We start from the raw sequence: 17,050 nt of genomic DNA on the forward strand, positions 1-17,050 counted from the left end.
GCGGCGCCAGGCAGCGCCGCGGACCTCATCGGACCTCGATGGTGACGCGCCGGTTGCGCGGTTCGTCCACCTCGTCGGCGGTGGGAACGGCGAGTTCGCGCTCGCCGCGGCCCACAGCCTCGATGCGCTTCGCAGGGAACTGCCGCTCCACGAAGATCTGCGCCACTTCTTGTGCGCGGCGCTGCGAGAGCATGTCGTTCTGCTCGAGCGCGCCCTTGGTGTCGGTATGCCCGGTCACCACGATGTCGCTGCCGCTGCGGGTCTGCGCTGCAGCCAATGCTTCGTTCACGATTTGCTGCGACGTTGGCGTGAGCCGGGTGCCGCCCACGTCGAAATACAACGTGTAGCGCTGGGGCGGGGGTGGCTGCATGTCGAACAGGAACTTGTTCTCGGCATGCACCTTGGCCGGGTCGACCTGGTCGACTACCGGAGCGCCGGACGCGCCGACCGAGGCGGTGGCGCGCTGGTAGGGCTTGGAAAGAATCTCTTCGCCGTCCTTGACGCGTACCGCCACGGCAGAAGGCTTACCGTCCGCCTGGGGCAGCAGCACCACGCGGGTACCCGGTGCCGCACAAGCGGCGAGCAACGCCGTGATCGCCACGGCAAGAGAGGAGAGGGCGCGGGTCTTCAACACATTCATGGCTGGCCGTCGGCCTGGACGATGAAATCGGTGCCGCGGATGCCGATCGTGGCGGTTTGCGTTTCCACGCGGATCGCGTCGGGATTGGTCTTGCCGATGAGGCCGGTGATCATGCGCATCGAACCGCGCAGCAGCGAAACGAGCACGCCACCTTCATGCGTCGTGGAATTGAAATGGAATTCCTTCAAGTCCAATCGAGAAGACGGCCCGACCATCAGGGTGGTGTCGTCGCGCAGGACCACCGAGGCGGATGAGTCCGGACCCGTCACGATACGATCGACGGCGGCCAGTGCATCGCCCGCGCTGGCCGTTCGGCTCGTGCCGGCGGCGCTCAGTAGTTGAACGTTGCCGCGTACCGACTTAACGAATCCCGCCTGGGGCTCGGCGACGGGCTTGGCAACTGGCGGGCTCGAAGGACTCTGTGCTTGGGCGAACGCCGCTGCGCCACACAAGGCGAGCCCTCCCATGACGCTCGAGAATTTTTTCATCACATCACCCTCTCTGCGAATGTCTCGCGGTGAGACAAATATTAAAACGCGTGCGTACGCATAGAGCCTACCCCAGATAATCCAACAGCCAGATGTGGCCTTTTGCCTCATTTTTGCTGTCTTTATCGCTTGACGATTTTCGCCGCGCATGATCCTTACGCCCAAGACGCTGCTTCGCGTTTCCGTTGCCGTTGCCCTCGTCACGATTCTGCTCAAGGGACTGGCGGGCTACCTGACCAACTCGATGGGCTTGATCTCGGATGCCATGGAGTCGTTCGTCAATCTTGCCAGCGCCATGTTCGCGCTGGCCATGGTGACCATTGCCGCTCGGCCTGCTGACGAAGACCATCCCTATGGCCACCACAAGGCCGAATATTTCTCCTCGGGTTTCGAAGGCATCCTGATCGTCGGCGCTGCGGCGGCCATTCTCTGGGTTTCGGTGCAACGCCTGCTTTCTCCCGAGCCCCTCGAACAGCTGGGTTGGGGCTTGAGTCTTTCGGTCGTCAGTTCGGGCTTCAATGCGGCCCTTGCCTTCGCGCTGTTTCGCGCAGCTCGGTCGCACCGGTCAATTGCACTGGAGGCCGATGCGCGGCATCTCATGACCGACGTATGGACCTCGGCGGGGGTGGTGATCGGCATCGTGGCCGTGCACTTCAGCGGCTGGCTCTGGCTCGACCCGCTGCTGGCCATCGGCGTGGCGCTCAACATCGTGCGTGAAGGCGTCAAGCTGGTGTGGCGCTCATCGCAAGGGCTGATGGACGAAGCTCTCGACCCCGAGACCATCGCCACGCTGCGCACCACGCTCGACCAGTTCGCCGCCCGCCTGCCCGAAGGCGCGCGCGTGCGCTTCGACGACATGGTGACGCGGCGCGCAGGCCAGCGCCGCTTTGCCGACCTGCACATGCACGTGCCTGGCGATTGGACCCTGCAGCACGCAGCCGCCCTGCGCGACGAACTCGAGCAGACGCTGATGGATGCCGTGCCCGGATTGCGCGTGACCATCCAGTTGCTGCCGCTGGGCATGGAAGCCCGCGCCACCCAGATGGAGGGACAGGCATGAAGGCCGTGGTCCAGCGCGTGGCCAGCGCGCGTGTCGACATTGCCGGCCAGACCGTGGGTGCCATCGACGGCGGCCTGCTGGTCCTGCTCTGTGCCGAGCGCGGCGATGTGGATGTGCTGGCCGATCGCATGCTCGCAAAGCTGTTGAAGCTGCGCATCTTTTCAGATGACGCCGGCAAGATGAACCGCAGCGTGCAGGACATCGGCGGCGGCCTTCTCGTGGTGAGCCAGTTCACGCTGGCGGCCGACGTGAGTGGCGGCAACCGACCCAGCTTCACGCAGGCAGCGGCGCCCGACGAAGGGCGGCGGCTCTACGAGTACTTTGTGGCCAAGGCCCGCGCTGCGCACCCGGTGGTGGCCACGGGCGAATTCGGCGCCGACATGCAGGTTCACTTGGTCAACGACGGACCCGTGACCATTCCGCTGCAGATGCTGGCGTAGCGCTGCCCTCAGGTGCGCTCGAGCACGGCTTCCCAGAGCACCTTCGGCTCTTGGTAGCGGTGCACCGTGAGTTCCTCCAGATGCAGCATGCGCCAGCCGTGGGCAAAGAGCCGTTCCACCGCGGTGCGGTCGAAGAATCGCTTGGGTACGCCGTCCACCAGATAAAAGGAATCCTTTCCGTCGGGCGGAGGCCCGCTGGCGCCATGGCGGAAGTCGTTCACCGAATTCAGCCTGCAGAGCAGCACGCCGCCCGGGCGAAGCACGCGGTGGATCCGCCTTTCCAGGGCGAGCGTCTCGTCCCAGGCGAAGTAATGCAGCGAGAGGCTCGCGACCACCACGCCCACGCTGCCTTCCGCGTCCCCCGCGGGTAGCGGGAAGGGCGCCTCACGGAAGTCGCCGCAGTGGAACTCCGCGCCTTGCGGCACTCGAATCCGCGCGGCCGCCACGGATTCGGCCGACAGCTCGATGCCGACCACCCGCAAACCTGCGCCGACCAGCACGGCGCTGTCGGGGCCAGTGCCGCAACCCAGTTCGAGCACCGGGTCCGGTCCCGCGCGCTCGGCGACCAGCGGAAGCCAGCGCTGCAGCCACGGGTCGTTGGGCGCCGCAGCCGCAGTCATCTACCGCCCGTACGGATTGCGGATGCCGAGGCCCGCCAGGATTTCGATCTCGCGCGCTTCCATTTCCTCGGCGTCGGCTTCGCCGGTTTCGTGGTCCCAGCCCTGCGCGTGCAGCGTGCCGTGAACCAGCAGGTGCGCGTAGTGCGCGGACAGCGTTTTGCGCAGTTCTTTCGCCTCGCTGGCGACCACCGGCGCGCACAGCACCAGGTCGGCCATCACCATCGGGCTTTGCGCATAGTCGAAGGTCAGCACGTTGGTGGCGTAGTCCTTGCCGCGGAATTCGCGGTTCAGGCGCTGGCCCTCCTCGGCGTCGACGATGCGTACCGTGATCTCGCCGTCCACCTCCAGCGCATGGCGGATCCAGCGTGCCACGCTGTGGCGCGGCAACGCGGCGCGGTGCCGCTCGATCCCCTTGAAGCGCGGCGCGAATTGCAGCGAGAGAGAAAGCTGGGCCAGTGCCATGTCAGTGCGCTCCCGCACGTTTGCGCTGCCCGTCGTAGGCATCGACGATCTTGGCGACCAGCGGATGCCGCACCACGTCGGCACTGGTGAAGTGCGTGATCGCGATGCCGTTCACGCGCCGCAGCACGCGCTCGGCGTCGATCAGCCCGCTCAGTTGCTGCTTGGGCAGGTCGATCTGGCTCACGTCGCCGGTCACCACCGCCTTGGCGCCAAAACCAATGCGCGTGAGAAACATCTTCATCTGCTCGACCGTGGTGTTCTGCGCCTCGTCCAGGATCACGAAGGCGTTGTTCAGCGTGCGCCCGCGCATGAAAGCCAGAGGTGCAATTTCGAGCGCGTTGCGTTCGAAGGCCTTCTGAACTTTGTCGTAGCCCATGAGGTCGTAGAGCGCGTCGTACAGCGGGCGCAGATAGGGGTCGACCTTCTGCGTCAGGTCGCCCGGCAGAAAGCCGAGCCGCTCGCCGGCCTCCACCGCCGGGCGCGTAAGCACGATGCGCTGCACCGCGGCGCGCTCCAGCGCGTCCACGGCGCAGGCCACGGCGAGATAGGTCTTGCCGGTGCCAGCCGGTCCGATGCCGAAGGTGATGTCGTGCTTGGCGATGTTGTCGAGATACAAGGCCTGCGTGGGCGTGCGCGCGCGCAGGTCGGCGCGGCGCGTGACCAGCATCGCCGCATCCTCGTCGCCGTCGATCATCGTGCCGTCGCCTGCGAGCGTCAGCTGCACCACGGCGGGGTCGATGGAGCGCTGGGCAATTTCGTACAGTGCCTGCAGCACGTCCATTGCTCGCTGCGCAGGGGCCTTGGGCCCCTCGACCTTGAACTGTTCGTGGCGGTGCGCAATCTTCACGCCCAGCGCTTCCTCGATGCGGCGCAGGTGCGCGTCCAGAGGTCCGCACAAGTGGCCGAGGCGCGAATTGTTCAGTGGGGTAAAGGTGTGTCGCAGAATCACGCGGTATCCATTTCCATCTTTTTGGCAGCCCTATGCAAGACCAGCCATGCTCGAAAAAACGCAATCCAAAGCGGGGAACACCGCGGAACCGGCTTTGCCGGGCCGCCGGTGTTGCCCCTTTGAGGGGGGAGGCGGCTACACGAAGTGAGCAAGCAACGGGGGTGGGCCAATGATAGGCAAACTCACCGGCGTACTGGCCGAACGCAACCCGCCGCAGGTGGTGGTGGACTGCAACGGCGTCGGCTACGAGGTCGATGTGCCGATGAGCACGTTCTACAACCTGCCTGGCACCGGAGAGCGTGTTTCACTGCTCACTCACTTCGTGGTGCGCGAGGACGCGCAGATTCTCTACGGTTTCGGCACCGCCGAGGAGCGTGCGGCTTTTCGCCAGCTCATCAAGATCACCGGCGTGGGTCCGCGCACGGCGCTCGGCCTGCTCTCGGGCATGAGCGTGGGCGAGCTGTCGCAGGCCATTACCACGCAGGAGCTCGGCCGGCTCGTGAAGATCCCGGGCATCGGCAAGAAGACCGCCGAGCGCCTGCTGCTCGAACTCAAGGGCAAGCTCGGCGCCGACATCGGCCTGCCCGCGCATGCCGCCTCCGACGCGCAGGCCGACATCCTCCAGGCGCTCATTTCGCTGGGCTACAGCGACAAGGAAGCCGCACTCGCGCTGAAGGCATTGCCCAAGGATGCGACGGTGAGCGAGGGCATCAAGCTGGCGCTGAAGGCGCTGGCGAAGTAGGTCGAAGGCGCGGGAGCCGGTCATGCCCAATTGCGATTTTTATGCGACGAAGGAAGACCACGAAGGCTTGCTCACGTGGCTTTTCGCGGAAGAGAGCTGCGACGTGTATGAACTTGCGTCCGACTTCGAGCAGCCACTGAAGTGCTTCCGCTCTGCGGCGGAGGTGCTGGCGCAATTCGAGCGCAGCTACGCCAACGGCAGAAAGTGGCGCTCCGTGCACCTGCAGCTGTATGTGCGGGGCGCGGGACCCGTCTTCATGCCCCGACGCGTGGCGCTGGACCCGCAGGCTTGTGGCGGCGCCACCTTCCGCTACAACGCCGATGGATGGGGCCTGGTGCAGCTTTACCTGAGCTCCGCTTCCGCGGGTGACGTGCGGCTGGAAGACTCGCACACCAATCACAACTCGCTCACGCGCGCGCAATTGTGGGCGGACACAGCGGACGGTCTGGGCGCGATCGAGGATTGGGACTTCGCAAAGATCACGTCCTTTTCATCCAGGTTCAATCGCGAGATCCGGAAACGCGGTGTCGCCAAGGTCGGTAGCCGGGCCGTGTTCCCGGGCGCGCTGAAGCTGTGGGACATCGGCGCGGCCATGGGGCCGTACAAGCCCGGCGAGTACACGCTCCAGCGAGCGGAAACGTAGCGCCCGCGGCGGTACTCAGGGGTGGATCTTCTCGCCCCTGGCGAGCATTTCGACGAACTGCGAAATACGCCGCGCCCGGGTCTCGGGCTTCTTTGCGCCCTGCGTGCGGAACAGCACCGAATAGCGGTTGCGTGAATCGAGCTTGGCAAAGAAGGCTGCGGCCTTGGGATTTGCGTCGAGGGCGGCCTGCAGGTCCGGTGGCACGGTAGCGACGCTCTGGGCGTCGTAGGCCACATCCCAGCGGCCGTCGGCGCGGGCGCGGTCAACCTCGGCCAGGCCGGCAGGCTGCATCCGGCCTTCCTGGATCAGCTTCAGCGCCTTGTCGCGGTTGATCTTCGACCAGGTGCTGCGCAACGTGCGCGGGGTGAAGCGCTGCAGAAAGTGCTTGTCGTCTTCCGCCTTGCGCTGCCCGTCGATCCAGCCGTAGCACAGCGCAACCTCGAGTGCCTCTGCGTGGTTGACCGACGCGATGCCGCTGTCCTTCCTGGCCATTCGCAGCCATACGCCGGCTGCGGCGGCATGGTGTCGCTTGAGCCACCGCTCCCATGAGGCGGCGGTGGTGCATTCGACGGGCGTGTCGTGCGGAACGCGCTCGGCCGCCATCGCTTTCTTTGCCCTTGTACTTGCGCGTGCCGTGCTCACGGCACCCACCAGTAGCGCAGCGCATGAAAGTAGATCGGCGCCGCGAAGATCACCGAGTCGAGCCGGTCGAGCATGCCGCCATGGCCTTCGATCATCGAGCCCCAGTCTTTCACGCCGCGGTCGCGCTTGATGGCCGACATCACCAGACCGCCGAAGAAGCCCATGAGGCAGATGGTGAGCGCCATCAGCGCGGCCTGCCAGGGGTTGAACGGCGTGGCCCAGTAGAGCGCGGCGCCCAGGGCGGTGGCGCTGGCCACGCCGCCGACCAGGCCTTCCCAGGTCTTGGAGGGCGAGAGTTCGGGCGCCACCTTGCGTTTGCCGAAGAGCTTGCCCCACACGTACTGCAGCACGTCGCTGCCCTGAACCACGATCACGAGAAATGCAATCAGCAGCAGGTTGCGGCCTTCGAAACCGGGGATCTGCAGCGTGAGAAGCGCGGGTACGTGGCTGATGCAGAACACGCAGATCATCAGGCCCCACTGGATCTTCGAGGTGCGTTCCAGAAAGCGCTGCGTGTCGCCGCCCACCGCTGCAAGAATCGGCAGCACGAGAAAAGCGTAGACCGGAATGAAGATCGAATAGAGCCCGTACCAGTCGATCCACACCAGGAAATATTGCACCGGCAGCCCGATGTAGAAGGCCGCAGCAATCGCATGATGGTCGCCGCGCCGCGTGTAGGCCAGGCTGATGAACTCGCGCAGCGCGTAGAAGGAGATCAGGTAGAAGAGCACGATTACGCCGCCCTTGCCGAAAGCGAAGGCAACGCCGATCACCGCCACCATCAGCCACCACGCGTTCACTCGCGCATTGAGGTTGTCGATCACCGAGTTGGGCTGGCCTTGCGCCACGCGCCACTTGAGCAGCGCGCCAATGGTCGAGGCAAGAATCAGCACGCCGGCAACACCGCCGAACAATTGCAGCGTGGTCTGGGTCGAGGGCGAGATGTTCATGGCGTCGTGGTGGCTGCTTTTTCTTGTTCCGGCACGCGGTCGTATTCGGGGCGCAGGTCGAGCATGGCGGCGCGTGCGCGCGCGATGAAGCTGGCCTTGTCTTCGCCCTCGGCCAGCTGGATGGGCGCGCCGAAGCGGACCGTGCAGGCGAGTGGAATCGGCACCAGCGTGCCCTTGGGCAGCACACGCTTCAGGTTCTCGATCCACACCGGCACCAGACGCACGTTGGGGCAGGCGCGCGCCAGGTGATAGAGGCCGCTCTTGAGCGGCAGCAGGATCTCGTCGCCGGTGTTGCGCGTGCCTTCGGGAAACATGATGAGCGAGTCGCCGCCCTCCAGCGCCTCCTTCATCTGATCGACCGGGTTGCCGCCCTGGCCCGAGCCGTCGCGCCGGATCATGAGTGCGTTGAACACGTCCGCGCCGATGAACTGCCGTACCTTGGAAGCCATCCAGTAGTCCTGCCCGGCCACGGGCCGCGTCAGTGCGCGTAGGTCGGGCGGCAGCGTGGCCCACAGCAGCACGAAGTCGCCATGGCTCGTGTGGTTGGCGAAGTACAGCGTCTGCTCGGCCTTGGGCGTGGTGCCGCTCCAGATGGCGCGCACGCCGGTCAGCAGGCCGGCCGCGCCGATGATCAGCTTGCCTGCGACGATGGCGAGCGCGCGGCGCAGCGCCGTGCTTTCGGGCGGCCGCTCTTTTTCGTTGATGTTGTTGTTTTCTTCAGTCACGACAGGTCCTGTGTCATCAAGGCAAGGAGAAACATCGCGCTCTGGCAAACCACGACGATGGCATGGCGCTGCATGAGCTGCCGGGTGCCTTGCACGCGGTCATCGAGGGGGCGGAGGGCAGCGGGCGTGTTTGCGTTGCGCAGGCCGAGCCGCTCGAGCGCGCTGTCGAGCGCATCCAGCGAAACGATGGCGCCGCGTGCTAGGTCGCCGAACAGGGTCTGGTCGAGCCGCAGCCTGAACGCGAAATAGCGCTCGAGTGCGCCCAGCACCGCCACCGCGCCAAAGCTCATGGCGGCGGTGGTCGAGAGCGAGCGCATTGTGAGCGCAAGCACCAGCGCTGCAATGCACATGAGTGCAAAACCCCATACTGCCAGCACCGCTGCGGCGCGCAGCAGCCCGGCCAGCGCCGCGCAGGTGGCGCGTTCGTTGTCAGTCATGTGGCGGCGCTCCTGGCACAGTGGTGGCCAGCGGCTCGAGCGAGACCCGCCAGGCCGGGCGCAGCACGATTTGCGGCCGGGCGAGGCGTACCGTGTCCTCGGCTTGCGCCAGACCGCCCGCCGAGCCGTAGCGTCCCAGCCATGCAATGACCGCCGCGGCGCTGCGCGAAAAGCCCAGCGCGCAGCACACCCATACCGGTGCGCCTTCGGGATTGAGGCGCTGGCCTTCGATGACCGCCGCGGCACGTTGCAGCCGCACGGTCGGCGGCACCGTCAGGTCGAGGATCGGCACACAGCGCGCATGCGGCACACCTGCGGTCGTCTGCAGCTCGGCGCAAAGGCTCACGAGCCGGGGCTTGCCGGCAGCGATCCATTCCGCCGTCGTCGGCAAGCGGCCAAGACGCAGGCCCGGCACCACTTCAACCGATGCTGGCAGCTTGTGCGTCCAAAGCCACGCATTGACGGCCGCGCCCAGCCGGTAGGGCGCAAAGAGCCAGCGCGCAGCCCAGCCCATGCGGCCGCAGCTGTTCATCTGGAAACCTCGGGCGCCTAAGCCGATGTAGTTGAGCGCCACCAGCGCCAGAGAAGCCGCGGGCCAGGCGAGCCACAGCCACACACCGCCGCCATACAAGGCAGCCGCAAGAATCAGCGCCGCGCCGGCGGCATAGAAACCCGCGAGCTTCAAGCGCTGCGCATCGCGCGTGCATTGCCAGGCGCGCCGCATCGATACCGTACGCGCGAGCGGCCACAGCCAGACACAGAACACGCCGAGTAGCGCGCCCGTGGGAATGTCGATGAAATGGTGCTGCCAGGTCGTGAGTACCGAGGCACAGATGGCGAACGCCCACACGTGCAGCACCAGCCTTGCCCAGGCGGCGCGAACGAATTGCCGGTACCAGTCCCACAGAATGACCGCCAGCGCAATATGCAGCGAAGGCGCCTGGTTGTAGGGCTGGTCGAAGCCGCGCAAGGCATTGAAAAGGAATGCCGGTGCGCCTTCCACCGCCGGCTGTCCGAAGCTGAAATGCAGCGGCCAAAGGACGAAGCAGGTGCAGGCGATGAGCGTGGCGCTCACCAGCCGCAGCGCATGCCGGTCGAGCGTGTGCTTGCTGCGCGCAAGAAAGAGCGAGAGCGCGTAGAAGACGTTGATCGTCCAGTACGGAAAAATGGTCCAGGCCCAGAAGGGCAGCTGCCGCTCCCATTCGAAGGCCATCGAAGGCACCTGCGCGCGCGTGGTGGCCCACCAGTTGGCAAGGCCGTAGGTCGCATAGAAGAGCGGCCCCAGGAACACCAGCCACGGGGCGGCCCGCTTCCAGGGGCGCTGCGCCAGCCACTCCTTCATTTCGCGCCAAGCCCCGAGGTCATGCCACCCGCACCGCAAGCGAGACGGTGAAGATGCCCCACTCGTCGACGCGCTGGTCGATCTTGCGGAAACCGGCTTCTTCCACCAACTGGTCCATCTCGGCCTGCGTGCGGCGGCGCATCACCCAGGCCTCACCCTGGCGGTGGCTGGTGAGCGCGCGCGCAATCATCTCGAGCTGCGGATGCCAGGGCTGGCCGGTGTAGACCAGGTAGCCGCGGTCTTCCACCGCGTCGCCCACGCCCGCAAGCGAGCGCCGCACCATCTCGTTGTCGGGGAACAGCTCGTAGAGGCCCGACACCACGGCCAACGTGGGGCGCGGCGTCACGGTGGCCAGGCTGATGCGGTCGAAGGCATCGGCCTGCACGAACTGCGCCACGTCTTCCAGTCCTTTCTCGGCGATCAGCGCGCGGCCGTCGCGCACGTTGATGTCGCTGTAGTCGCGCAGCAGGATCGAGCTGGCCTTCACGGGGCTCGCAGCCACCGCGTCGAGCACGTAGCGGCCATGGCCGGCCGCGATGTCCATCACGCGCACCTCGCGGTGCATTTCGGCCAGGCGTTCCATTGCGATGCGGATCAGCTCCTCGACATGGATCTTGCGCTGCCGGATGCCGCGCCACCCGATCGAGTTCAGGTAGGTGTTGTCGATGGAGCGGCCCAGCGGGCCCTTGCCTTGCGGGTGGTTGCGGTAGACATAGTCGAGCGTGCTGCCCGAATCGAAACCGGTGGCATGGCCCAGCGCGACGCCGCTCGACAGCTTGCCGCCGATGCGCAGGCCGGCGCGCGTCATGGCCCAGTAGGCGCCGCGCGGCGACATTGGCGCCAGCGGCTCCGCCAGCGCGCGAGACTCGTCCGCGGTGTTGCCGCTGAGGTGCGCCGCGCGCAGGTCGACCGGCGTGGGCGGCTGGTCGAACAGCTGCAGAATGAATTCCCGAATCGCTTGCACCGCCGGTGCGCGGTCCTTCTCGCCCAGCGTGTCGTGAAAGAAGCCCGGCAGTTCCATCTTGGTCTTGATGGCGCTGCCCAGCCGCTCGAAGAACTGGTGCTGTGGCTTGTGGTGCACCACCCAGTCCGCGCCCGAGATCAGCAGCTGCACCGGCAAGGTGATGGCATTGGCATCGGCCACCACGCGGTCGGCCGCTTCATAGAGGCCGAGCAGGATGTTGACGGCAATCGGGCGCGAGATCAGCGGATCGCTCTCGTAGCTGGCGATGCGCTCCGGGTCGTGCGTGAGGAACTTCGCCTTCACATAGCTGTTGACGAAGAACAGGCCGCGCAGCTTGTGCATCAGGCCCAGCCCAGCGCGCGCGAACGGCACGTAGAGCTTGACCTTGAAGGCGGGCGAGGCCAGCGTGAGCCCGCGCACCTTGGGCGCGTAGTCATGCGCCCAGGTGGAGACCAGCACGGCTCCCACGCTTTGCGCAATCACGTGGACGTCGTGCTCCGCCACGCCGTGCGCGCTGCCGATGTGCTGGACGAAGGTCTGCACGTCGCGCACGGAGGTCGCAAAGCTCGGGCTGTAGCCGCGCTGGCCCGGCGAGCGCCCGTGGCCGCGCGCGTCCCAGGCAAAGAAGTCGAAATCGGGCAGGTCGAGTTCGTCGACGAGGTGCGCCATGCGCGCACCATGCTCGTGGCCGCGGTGGAACAGAACGATGGCGCCGCGGCGCGCTTTGCCGGTGGCCGGCCAGTGCCGGTAGAAGAGCGATTCGCCGTCGTGCGTGCGGAACTGGCGCTCTTGCGGAATGCGTGGGTTGGTGTTGGTGTTTGTGTCGGTCATCGAATCCCTGTCGCTATTGGCTATTGTTTTGTTCGTTGTATTCAGGTTTATGCGGCCTCGGCCAGCGCGCGCCGGATGCGGTTGACCACCGTCCAGGCCACCAGCACGGCAAGAAGGGGCATCAGCCACGCCGACCAATCCGGCAGGGGCCAGCCCAGCGCCACATAGAGGCCAAGCGCGCCGAAAACGAAGGCGCGGTCGCTCTTGCCGAGCGGCCCGTCGTAGCGGCGCGAAGCCCCCACCGTGAGGCCCAGCGCGCCGGCGAATTCGCTCAAACCCGCGAGCACGATCACCGTGCCGACCCAGAACGGGCTGAACGGCTGCACAAGCGCAAACGGCAGGTACAGCGCGGCGTCGGAGACCACGTCGGTCAGTTCGTTGAGGAAGGCGCCGAGCTTGCTTTGCTGCCCATGCTCGCGCGCCAGCATGCCGTCGATGGCGTTGAAAGCCATGCGCACGAACATCCAAGCCGGAATCAGCGCGAAGGCAGCCAGCGAGGGAGCGGCAAAGAACAGCCAGAGCCCGAGTGCGACCGACACCGCGCACGCGGCCAGGGTGACCTGGTTCGCTGTGATGCCCATGGCATGCAGGCGGCCGACGAGCGGCCGCAGCAGCGCCTGGAACCGAGGCTTCAGTTCGTAGATCGACACCCTTGGCTTCCCCTCGTTTGTTATATGGCCGAAGCATTCTGCCAGTGAGCAGGCACTAAACTCACAAACGCAAAACCCTCTCCCATGACCATTCAGACTGACGACTTCGCGCCCGCGCCCCCACGCGTGGTGTCCGCCGCCCCCGCTTCGCCCCAGGAAGAGGCCATCGAGCGGGCGCTGCGTCCCAAGCTGCTCGATGAATACGTCGGGCAGGCCAAGGTGCGCGAGCAGCTCGAAATCTTCATTGGCGCCGCCCGCAAGCGCAAGGAAGCGCTCGATCACGTGCTGCTCTTCGGCCCGCCCGGCCTCGGCAAGACCACGCTGTCGCACATCATCGCGGCCGAGCTGGGCGTGAACCTGCGCCAGACGTCCGGCCCGGTGCTCGAAAAGCCCAAGGACCTGGCGGCGCTTTTGACCAACCTCGAGCCGAACGACGTGCTCTTCATCGACGAGATCCATCGCTTGAGCCCGGTGGTCGAGGAAATCCTCTATCCCGCGCTAGAGGACTACCAGATCGACATCATGATCGGCGAAGGCCCCGCGGCGCGCAGCATCAAGCTCGATTTGCAGCCCTTCACGCTGGTGGGCGCCACCACCCGCGCCGGCATGCTCACCAATCCGCTGCGCGACCGCTTCGGCATCGTGGCGCGGCTGGAGTTCTACACGCCGGAAGAACTGGCGCTCATCGTGCGTCGCAGCGCCGGGCTGCTCAAGGTGGAGACCGACACGGCTGGCGGCTTCGAGATTGCGCGCCGTTCGCGCGGCACGCCCCGCATCGCCAACCGCCTGCTGCGGCGCGTACGCGACTACGCCGAGGTGAAGGGCAACGGGCGCATCACCGAAGAGATCGCCCACAAGGCGCTCGCCATGCTCGACGTCGATCCGCAAGGCTTCGACCTGATGGACCGCAAGCTGCTGGAGGCCGTGATCCACCGCTTCGACGGCGGCCCCGTGGGGCTGGACAACGTGGCGGCCAGCATCGGCGAGGAGCCGGGCACCATCGAGGACGTGATCGAGCCCTACCTCATTCAGCAGGGCTACCTGCAGCGCACGCCGCGCGGCCGCATCGCCACATTGGCGGCCTACCGCCATCTCGGTGTGGCGCCGCCCTCGAGCCGCTCCGACGGCCAAGACCTATTTGGAGTTTGAAACCATGCACACGCATGATCTGAGTGCTTGGCAGCACGACCACCACTTTGGCGCAGGCAACGAATCGGCCGAGCGCAGCACCCGCCACGTGATGTGGATCACCATCGCCGCGATGGTGGTCGAGATCGGCGCCGGCTGGTGGTTCAACTCCATGGCCCTGCTGGCCGACGGCTGGCACATGAGTTCGCACGCGCTGGCCATCGGTTTGAGCGCTTTCGCCTATGCGGCCGCGAGGCGCTACGCACGCGATCCGCGGTTCGCCTTCGGCACCTGGAAGATCGAGGTACTGGGCGGCTTTGCCAGCGCGCTGATGCTGCTGGGCGTTGCGGCGCTGATGGTGGTGGGCTCCATCGAGCGGCTTCTCTCGCCCTCGGCCATCCACTACCGCGAAGCCGTGGCGGTGGCCGTGCTCGGGCTGGTGGTCAACCTGGTCTGTGCGCGGCTGCTGGGATCGGCGCACCATCACGGGCATGGTCACGACCATGGGCACGGGCACGGCCATGCGCACCACGATCACGGCCATGGCCACGACCTGAACCTGCGCTCCGCCTACCTGCACGTGGTGGCCGATGCCGCCACCTCGGTGCTCGCCATTGCCGCGCTTCTCGGCGGCTGGTTCTTCGGCTGGGCCTGGCTCGACCCGGCCATGGGCATCGTCGGCGCGGTGCTGGTGGCCGTCTGGGCCAAAGGCCTGCTCAAGGAAACCGGCCGCGTGCTGCTCGACCGCGAGATGGACCACCCCGTCACGGCCGAGATCCGCGAAGGCGTGGAAACCATGCTGGCCGATTCGGAAACCCGCGTGGCCGACCTGCACGTGTGGCGCGTGGGCCGCGAGGCCTATGCCTGCGCGCTCACGGTGGTGACGCATTCCGCCACGCTCTCGGCCGACGAGGTGCGCGCCTGCTTTTCGATGCACGAGGAAATTCGCCACTCGACCGTGGAAATCCAGCGCTGCGCCCCTTGAGTCGGTTGCAGCGCATTGCCTCCGGGCCACGCGTCACCGGAATGTCACTGGAACGCCATCGCGCCGTCATGCATTGGTGGGAGCCTACCCGTCCATGCAACGCGACGATGCTTTCCTCCGCGCATGGCGCGACACCGCGACCCGGGCTTCTGATCCGGAGGACGATGATCTTGCGCGGCCGCCGCTGCGCTTTCGCACCCTCTGGATCTCCGACCTGCACCTGGGCACCCCCGGCTGCCAGGCTCGCGCGCTGCTCGATTTCCTGAAGCACACCGAGTGCGAAACGCTGTTCCTGGTCGGCGACATCATCGACGGCTGGCAGCTCAAGCGCCACTGGTACTGGCCGCAAGCGCACAACGACGTGATCCAGAAGCTGCTGCGCAAGGCACGCAAGGGCACCCGCGTGATCTTCATTCCGGGGAACCATGACGAGTTCGCGCGCAAGTACCTGCACCACAACTTCGGCGGCATCGACGTGGCCGAAGAGTGGATCCACGAGACCGCCGACGGCCGCAAGCTCTGGATCATTCACGGCGACCTGTTCGACGGTGTGATCCAGTGCGCCAAGTGGCTCGCGCATGTGGGCGATTCGCTCTATGAATTCACGCTCAAGCTCAACCGCCACCTCAATTCGCTGCGAGCGCGCATGGGGCTGCCGTACTGGTCGCTTTCAAAGTACCTCAAGGGCAAGGTCAAGCGCGCCGTGAGCTACGTGGGCGACTTTGAAAACGCCGTCGCGCGCGAGGCCCGCAAGCGCGGTGTGCAGGGCGTGGTCTGCGGCCACATCCACCATGCCGAGATGCGCGATATCGACGGCATCCTCTATTGCAACGACGGCGACTGGGTCGAAAGCCTCACGGCGTTGGCCGAGCATGCCGACGGCACGCTGGAGATCATCGACTGGGCGCAGCATATGCCGGTGCCCGCGAAGACGGGTGCGCCACGCGAAGCCGTGGCCGCCTGAGCGGTCGAGGCCGCTGCGGCGCCAAGGCGCCTGGGACATGAGAAGCGCCGCATCTCCCCTCGCGCAATTTCGCGGTGGTGGTCCGCCGCTCACCGACGTGTCGTGTCGAGTAATGTCACGGGCGGGCTGTCGTTGCCCCATGCGCCGCGAATGAAGGTGAGCACCGCGGCTACGTCGGCCGCGTCGAGCGCCTGCCCGAAGGGCGGCATGCCGTAGGGGCGCGGATTGCCTTGGGTGGAGGGCAGGTAGCCGCCGTGCGCAATCACCTGGATCAGGTTGGCCGTTTGCGCCATGTTCACGGCCCGGTTGCCCGCCAGTGGCGGAAAGGCGCCCGGCTCGCCCTGGCCCTGGTCCCCGTGGCAATAGGCGCAGCGCTGGTCATAGATCTTCTGGCCGCGGGCCATGGTGCCGGCATCGCGGCGCGTGGCGTTGGTGACGGTGCGCATCACCGGTTGCGCCGTTACACCGGGCAGGTCTTTCAGGTAGCTGGCTATCGCGCCCAGGTCGGCGTCGCTCAGGTATTGCGTGCTGCGAAACACGACCTCGGCCATCGGTCCCATGACCGCACCGCGTGGCGCGACGCCGGTCTTCAGCAGCGCGACCACGTCGGCCGTGGGCCAGTCGGACACGCCGGCCTCGTGCGGGTCGGCGAGCGAGGGCGCGTACCAGTTCTGCACCGCGATCAGCCCGCCCGAGAGGCCCAGGTTCGCCTGCGTGGCGCCCAGTGAATCGCGGCTGCCGTGGCAGGCGATGCAGTGGCCCAATCCGCCGACCAAGTAGGCGCCGCGGTTCCATTCGGCCGGCTTGCCCGCATTGGCGACGAAAGTCTCGGGCTTGAAAGAGAGGGCCCGCCACACCGCCAGCGCGGCCTGCGTGTCGTAGGGAAAACGCAGCCGGTGCGAGAGGTTGGGCGTCGGGGCCGGCGGCACGCTGCGCAGGTAGGCGTAAATGGCATCGGAGTCTTCGCGCGTCACCTGCGTGAAATTCGGATACGGGAACGCGGGGTAGAGCAGGCGGCCATCCTTGCTGCGGCCGTTGTGCATGGCGCGCCAGAAATGCGCACTGCTCCAGCTGCCGATGCCGGCTTTGGCATCTGGCGTCAGGTTGCTCGAATAAACCGTGCCGAAGGGCGTCTCGATCGGCAATCCTCCCGCATAGGCCTGTCCGCCGCGCGTGGTGTGGCAACCGGCGCAGTTGCCGGCCAGCGCGAGGTAGCGCCCGCGCTCGATCAGCTGGGGCGTGGCATTGAAGGCTTCCGGCTGCTCCGGCAGCGGATCTTCGCCGCGCAGGTTGAGCGCGACGATTCCCGCCGCCGCGGCGCCGAGCAAAAGGACCAATGCAAGCAGCGTCCAGCCGAGGTAGCGCATCTTCCGCATCTTCCTCATGGC

20 protein-coding genes are annotated in these 17,050 nt (G+C 66.4%); 7 read left to right on the forward strand and 13 right to left on the reverse strand.

The window, feature by feature from the left end; genetic code table 11:
* Nucleotides 1–25 precede the first annotated feature (25 nt).
* On the reverse strand, nt 26–640 hold the full coding sequence (locus J2X92_RS08090) for an OmpA family protein (protein ID WP_307574816.1): 615 nt from the start codon (nt 638–640) through the stop codon (nt 26–28).
* Complete coding sequence (locus tag J2X92_RS08095) at nt 637–1,128, reverse strand: FecR family protein (RefSeq protein ID WP_373424805.1); 492 nt, start codon at nt 1,126–1,128, stop codon at nt 637–639. Before J2X92_RS08095 ends, J2X92_RS08090 begins: the two co-directional genes overlap by 4 nt.
* 148 nt (nt 1,129–1,276) lie before the next feature.
* Between J2X92_RS08095 and J2X92_RS08100 the strand changes: the two genes are divergently transcribed.
* Both J2X92_RS08100 and dtd read left to right on the forward strand, forming a co-directional pair.
* Entirely contained in the window at nt 1,277–2,188 is a 912-nt protein-coding gene (locus J2X92_RS08100; protein ID WP_307574819.1) for a cation diffusion facilitator family transporter, read from the forward strand.
* Nucleotides 2,185–2,628: a D-aminoacyl-tRNA deacylase gene (dtd, locus tag J2X92_RS08105; protein WP_307574821.1), complete on the forward strand. Its 444-nt coding sequence runs from the start codon at nt 2,185–2,187 to the stop codon at nt 2,626–2,628. Before J2X92_RS08100 ends, dtd begins: the two co-directional genes overlap by 4 nt.
* Nucleotides 2,629–2,636: 8 nt before the next feature.
* On the opposite strand, the gene J2X92_RS08110 is transcribed toward dtd, so the two are convergent.
* From J2X92_RS08110 to J2X92_RS08120, 3 genes are read right to left on the reverse strand one after another with little or no spacing between them, the layout of a single operon-like run.
* Nucleotides 2,637–3,248, reverse strand: a complete 612-nt coding sequence (locus tag J2X92_RS08110; protein ID WP_307574822.1) for a class I SAM-dependent methyltransferase — start codon at nt 3,246–3,248, stop codon at nt 2,637–2,639.
* Nucleotides 3,249–3,710, reverse strand: coding sequence for an rRNA maturation RNase YbeY (ybeY, locus tag J2X92_RS08115; RefSeq protein WP_307574823.1), 462 nt, complete (start codon nt 3,708–3,710; stop codon nt 3,249–3,251). It lies immediately after the preceding gene.
* Nucleotide 3,711: 1 nt separating this feature from the next.
* Nucleotides 3,712–4,659: a PhoH family protein gene (locus J2X92_RS08120; RefSeq protein ID WP_307574825.1), complete on the reverse strand. Its 948-nt coding sequence runs from the start codon at nt 4,657–4,659 to the stop codon at nt 3,712–3,714.
* Between the two features lie 169 nt (nt 4,660–4,828).
* Here J2X92_RS08120 and ruvA point away from each other — a divergent pair, with 169 nt between their 5' ends.
* Entirely contained in the window at nt 4,829–5,401 is a 573-nt protein-coding gene (gene ruvA / locus J2X92_RS08125) for a Holliday junction branch migration protein RuvA (RefSeq protein WP_307574827.1), read from the forward strand.
* A gap of 22 nt (nt 5,402–5,423) precedes the next feature.
* Nucleotides 5,424–6,044, forward strand: coding sequence for a hypothetical protein (locus J2X92_RS08130; RefSeq protein ID WP_307574829.1), 621 nt, complete (start codon nt 5,424–5,426; stop codon nt 6,042–6,044).
* A gap of 15 nt (nt 6,045–6,059) precedes the next feature.
* On the opposite strand, the gene J2X92_RS08135 is transcribed toward J2X92_RS08130, so the two are convergent.
* From J2X92_RS08135 to J2X92_RS08165, 7 genes are read right to left on the reverse strand one after another with little or no spacing between them, the layout of a single operon-like run.
* Nucleotides 6,060–6,647, reverse strand: coding sequence for a YdeI/OmpD-associated family protein (locus tag J2X92_RS08135; protein WP_307574831.1), 588 nt, complete (start codon nt 6,645–6,647; stop codon nt 6,060–6,062).
* Between the two features lie 35 nt (nt 6,648–6,682).
* On the reverse strand, nt 6,683–7,636 hold the full coding sequence (locus J2X92_RS08140) for a phosphatidate cytidylyltransferase (protein ID WP_307574832.1): 954 nt from the start codon (nt 7,634–7,636) through the stop codon (nt 6,683–6,685).
* A complete protein-coding gene (locus J2X92_RS08145; RefSeq protein ID WP_307574833.1) occupies nt 7,633–8,361 on the reverse strand; it encodes a lysophospholipid acyltransferase family protein in 729 nt (242 codons plus the stop codon). The genes J2X92_RS08140 and J2X92_RS08145 overlap by 4 nt, the downstream gene beginning before the upstream one ends.
* A complete protein-coding gene (locus tag J2X92_RS08150) occupies nt 8,358–8,798 on the reverse strand; it encodes a hypothetical protein (protein ID WP_307574834.1) in 441 nt (146 codons plus the stop codon). Before J2X92_RS08150 ends, J2X92_RS08145 begins: the two co-directional genes overlap by 4 nt.
* Nucleotides 8,791–10,140 carry a phosphatase PAP2/dual specificity phosphatase family protein gene (locus tag J2X92_RS08155; RefSeq protein WP_307574836.1) on the reverse strand — a complete coding sequence of 450 codons (1,350 nt, stop codon included), beginning with the start codon at nt 10,138–10,140 and terminating at the stop codon, nt 8,791–8,793. The genes J2X92_RS08150 and J2X92_RS08155 overlap by 8 nt, the downstream gene beginning before the upstream one ends.
* Before the next feature lie 19 nt (nt 10,141–10,159).
* Nucleotides 10,160–11,935: a bifunctional alpha/beta hydrolase/class I SAM-dependent methyltransferase gene (locus J2X92_RS08160; protein ID WP_307574838.1), complete on the reverse strand. Its 1,776-nt coding sequence runs from the start codon at nt 11,933–11,935 to the stop codon at nt 10,160–10,162.
* A gap of 47 nt (nt 11,936–11,982) precedes the next feature.
* Nucleotides 11,983–12,585, reverse strand: a complete 603-nt coding sequence (locus J2X92_RS08165; protein ID WP_307574839.1) for a CDP-alcohol phosphatidyltransferase family protein — start codon at nt 12,583–12,585, stop codon at nt 11,983–11,985.
* An 84-nt stretch (nt 12,586–12,669) separates the two neighbouring features.
* Between J2X92_RS08165 and ruvB the strand changes: the two genes are divergently transcribed.
* The 3 genes from ruvB (at nt 12,670) to J2X92_RS08180 (ending at nt 15,662) form a co-directional block, all read left to right on the forward strand.
* On the forward strand, nt 12,670–13,734 hold the full coding sequence (gene ruvB, locus J2X92_RS08170) for a Holliday junction branch migration DNA helicase RuvB (protein ID WP_307574840.1): 1,065 nt from the start codon (nt 12,670–12,672) through the stop codon (nt 13,732–13,734).
* A 4-nt stretch (nt 13,735–13,738) separates the two neighbouring features.
* Entirely contained in the window at nt 13,739–14,698 is a 960-nt protein-coding gene (gene dmeF, locus J2X92_RS08175; protein ID WP_307574842.1) for a CDF family Co(II)/Ni(II) efflux transporter DmeF, read from the forward strand.
* 94 nt (nt 14,699–14,792) lie between these two features.
* Nucleotides 14,793–15,662, forward strand: coding sequence for a UDP-2,3-diacylglucosamine diphosphatase (locus tag J2X92_RS08180; protein ID WP_307574843.1), 870 nt, complete (start codon nt 14,793–14,795; stop codon nt 15,660–15,662).
* An 89-nt stretch (nt 15,663–15,751) separates the two neighbouring features.
* Here J2X92_RS08180 and J2X92_RS08185 read toward each other — a convergent pair whose 3' ends face one another.
* Nucleotides 15,752–17,047 carry a c-type cytochrome gene (locus J2X92_RS08185; RefSeq protein WP_373424806.1) on the reverse strand — a complete coding sequence of 432 codons (1,296 nt, stop codon included), beginning with the start codon at nt 17,045–17,047 and terminating at the stop codon, nt 15,752–15,754.
* Nucleotides 17,048–17,050 lie beyond the last annotated feature (3 nt).

This window comes from Variovorax paradoxus, assembly GCF_030811855.1.
In the GTDB taxonomy this organism is placed as follows: domain Bacteria; phylum Pseudomonadota; class Gammaproteobacteria; order Burkholderiales; family Burkholderiaceae_C; genus Variovorax; species Variovorax paradoxus_L.

Excerpts from the sequence above, each read along its gene's own strand:
- J2X92_RS08090 (WP_307574816.1), bottom strand. The coding sequence starts at position 640 with ATGAATGTGTTGAAGACCCGCGCCCTCTCCTCTCTTGCCGTGGCGATC.
- J2X92_RS08095 (WP_373424805.1), bottom strand. The coding sequence starts at position 1,128 with ATGAAAAAATTCTCGAGCGTCATGGGAGGGCTCGCCTTGTGTGGCGCA.
- J2X92_RS08100 (WP_307574819.1), top strand. The coding sequence starts at position 1,277 with ATGATCCTTACGCCCAAGACGCTGCTTCGCGTTTCCGTTGCCGTTGCC.
- dtd (WP_307574821.1), top strand. The coding sequence starts at position 2,185 with ATGAAGGCCGTGGTCCAGCGCGTGGCCAGCGCGCGTGTCGACATTGCC.
- J2X92_RS08110 (WP_307574822.1), bottom strand. The coding sequence starts at position 3,248 with ATGACTGCGGCTGCGGCGCCCAACGACCCGTGGCTGCAGCGCTGGCTT.
- ybeY (WP_307574823.1), bottom strand. The coding sequence starts at position 3,710 with ATGGCACTGGCCCAGCTTTCTCTCTCGCTGCAATTCGCGCCGCGCTTC.
- ruvA (WP_307574827.1), top strand. The coding sequence starts at position 4,829 with ATGATAGGCAAACTCACCGGCGTACTGGCCGAACGCAACCCGCCGCAG.
- J2X92_RS08130 (WP_307574829.1), top strand. The coding sequence starts at position 5,424 with ATGCCCAATTGCGATTTTTATGCGACGAAGGAAGACCACGAAGGCTTG.
- J2X92_RS08135 (WP_307574831.1), bottom strand. The coding sequence starts at position 6,647 with ATGGCGGCCGAGCGCGTTCCGCACGACACGCCCGTCGAATGCACCACC.
- J2X92_RS08140 (WP_307574832.1), bottom strand. The coding sequence starts at position 7,636 with ATGAACATCTCGCCCTCGACCCAGACCACGCTGCAATTGTTCGGCGGT.
- J2X92_RS08150 (WP_307574834.1), bottom strand. The coding sequence starts at position 8,798 with ATGACTGACAACGAACGCGCCACCTGCGCGGCGCTGGCCGGGCTGCTG.
- J2X92_RS08155 (WP_307574836.1), bottom strand. The coding sequence starts at position 10,140 with ATGAAGGAGTGGCTGGCGCAGCGCCCCTGGAAGCGGGCCGCCCCGTGG.
- J2X92_RS08160 (WP_307574838.1), bottom strand. The coding sequence starts at position 11,935 with ATGACCGACACAAACACCAACACCAACCCACGCATTCCGCAAGAGCGC.
- ruvB (WP_307574840.1), top strand. The coding sequence starts at position 12,670 with ATGACCATTCAGACTGACGACTTCGCGCCCGCGCCCCCACGCGTGGTG.
- dmeF (WP_307574842.1), top strand. The coding sequence starts at position 13,739 with ATGCACACGCATGATCTGAGTGCTTGGCAGCACGACCACCACTTTGGC.
- J2X92_RS08180 (WP_307574843.1), top strand. The coding sequence starts at position 14,793 with ATGCAACGCGACGATGCTTTCCTCCGCGCATGGCGCGACACCGCGACC.
- J2X92_RS08185 (WP_373424806.1), bottom strand. The coding sequence starts at position 17,047 with ATGAGGAAGATGCGGAAGATGCGCTACCTCGGCTGGACGCTGCTTGCA.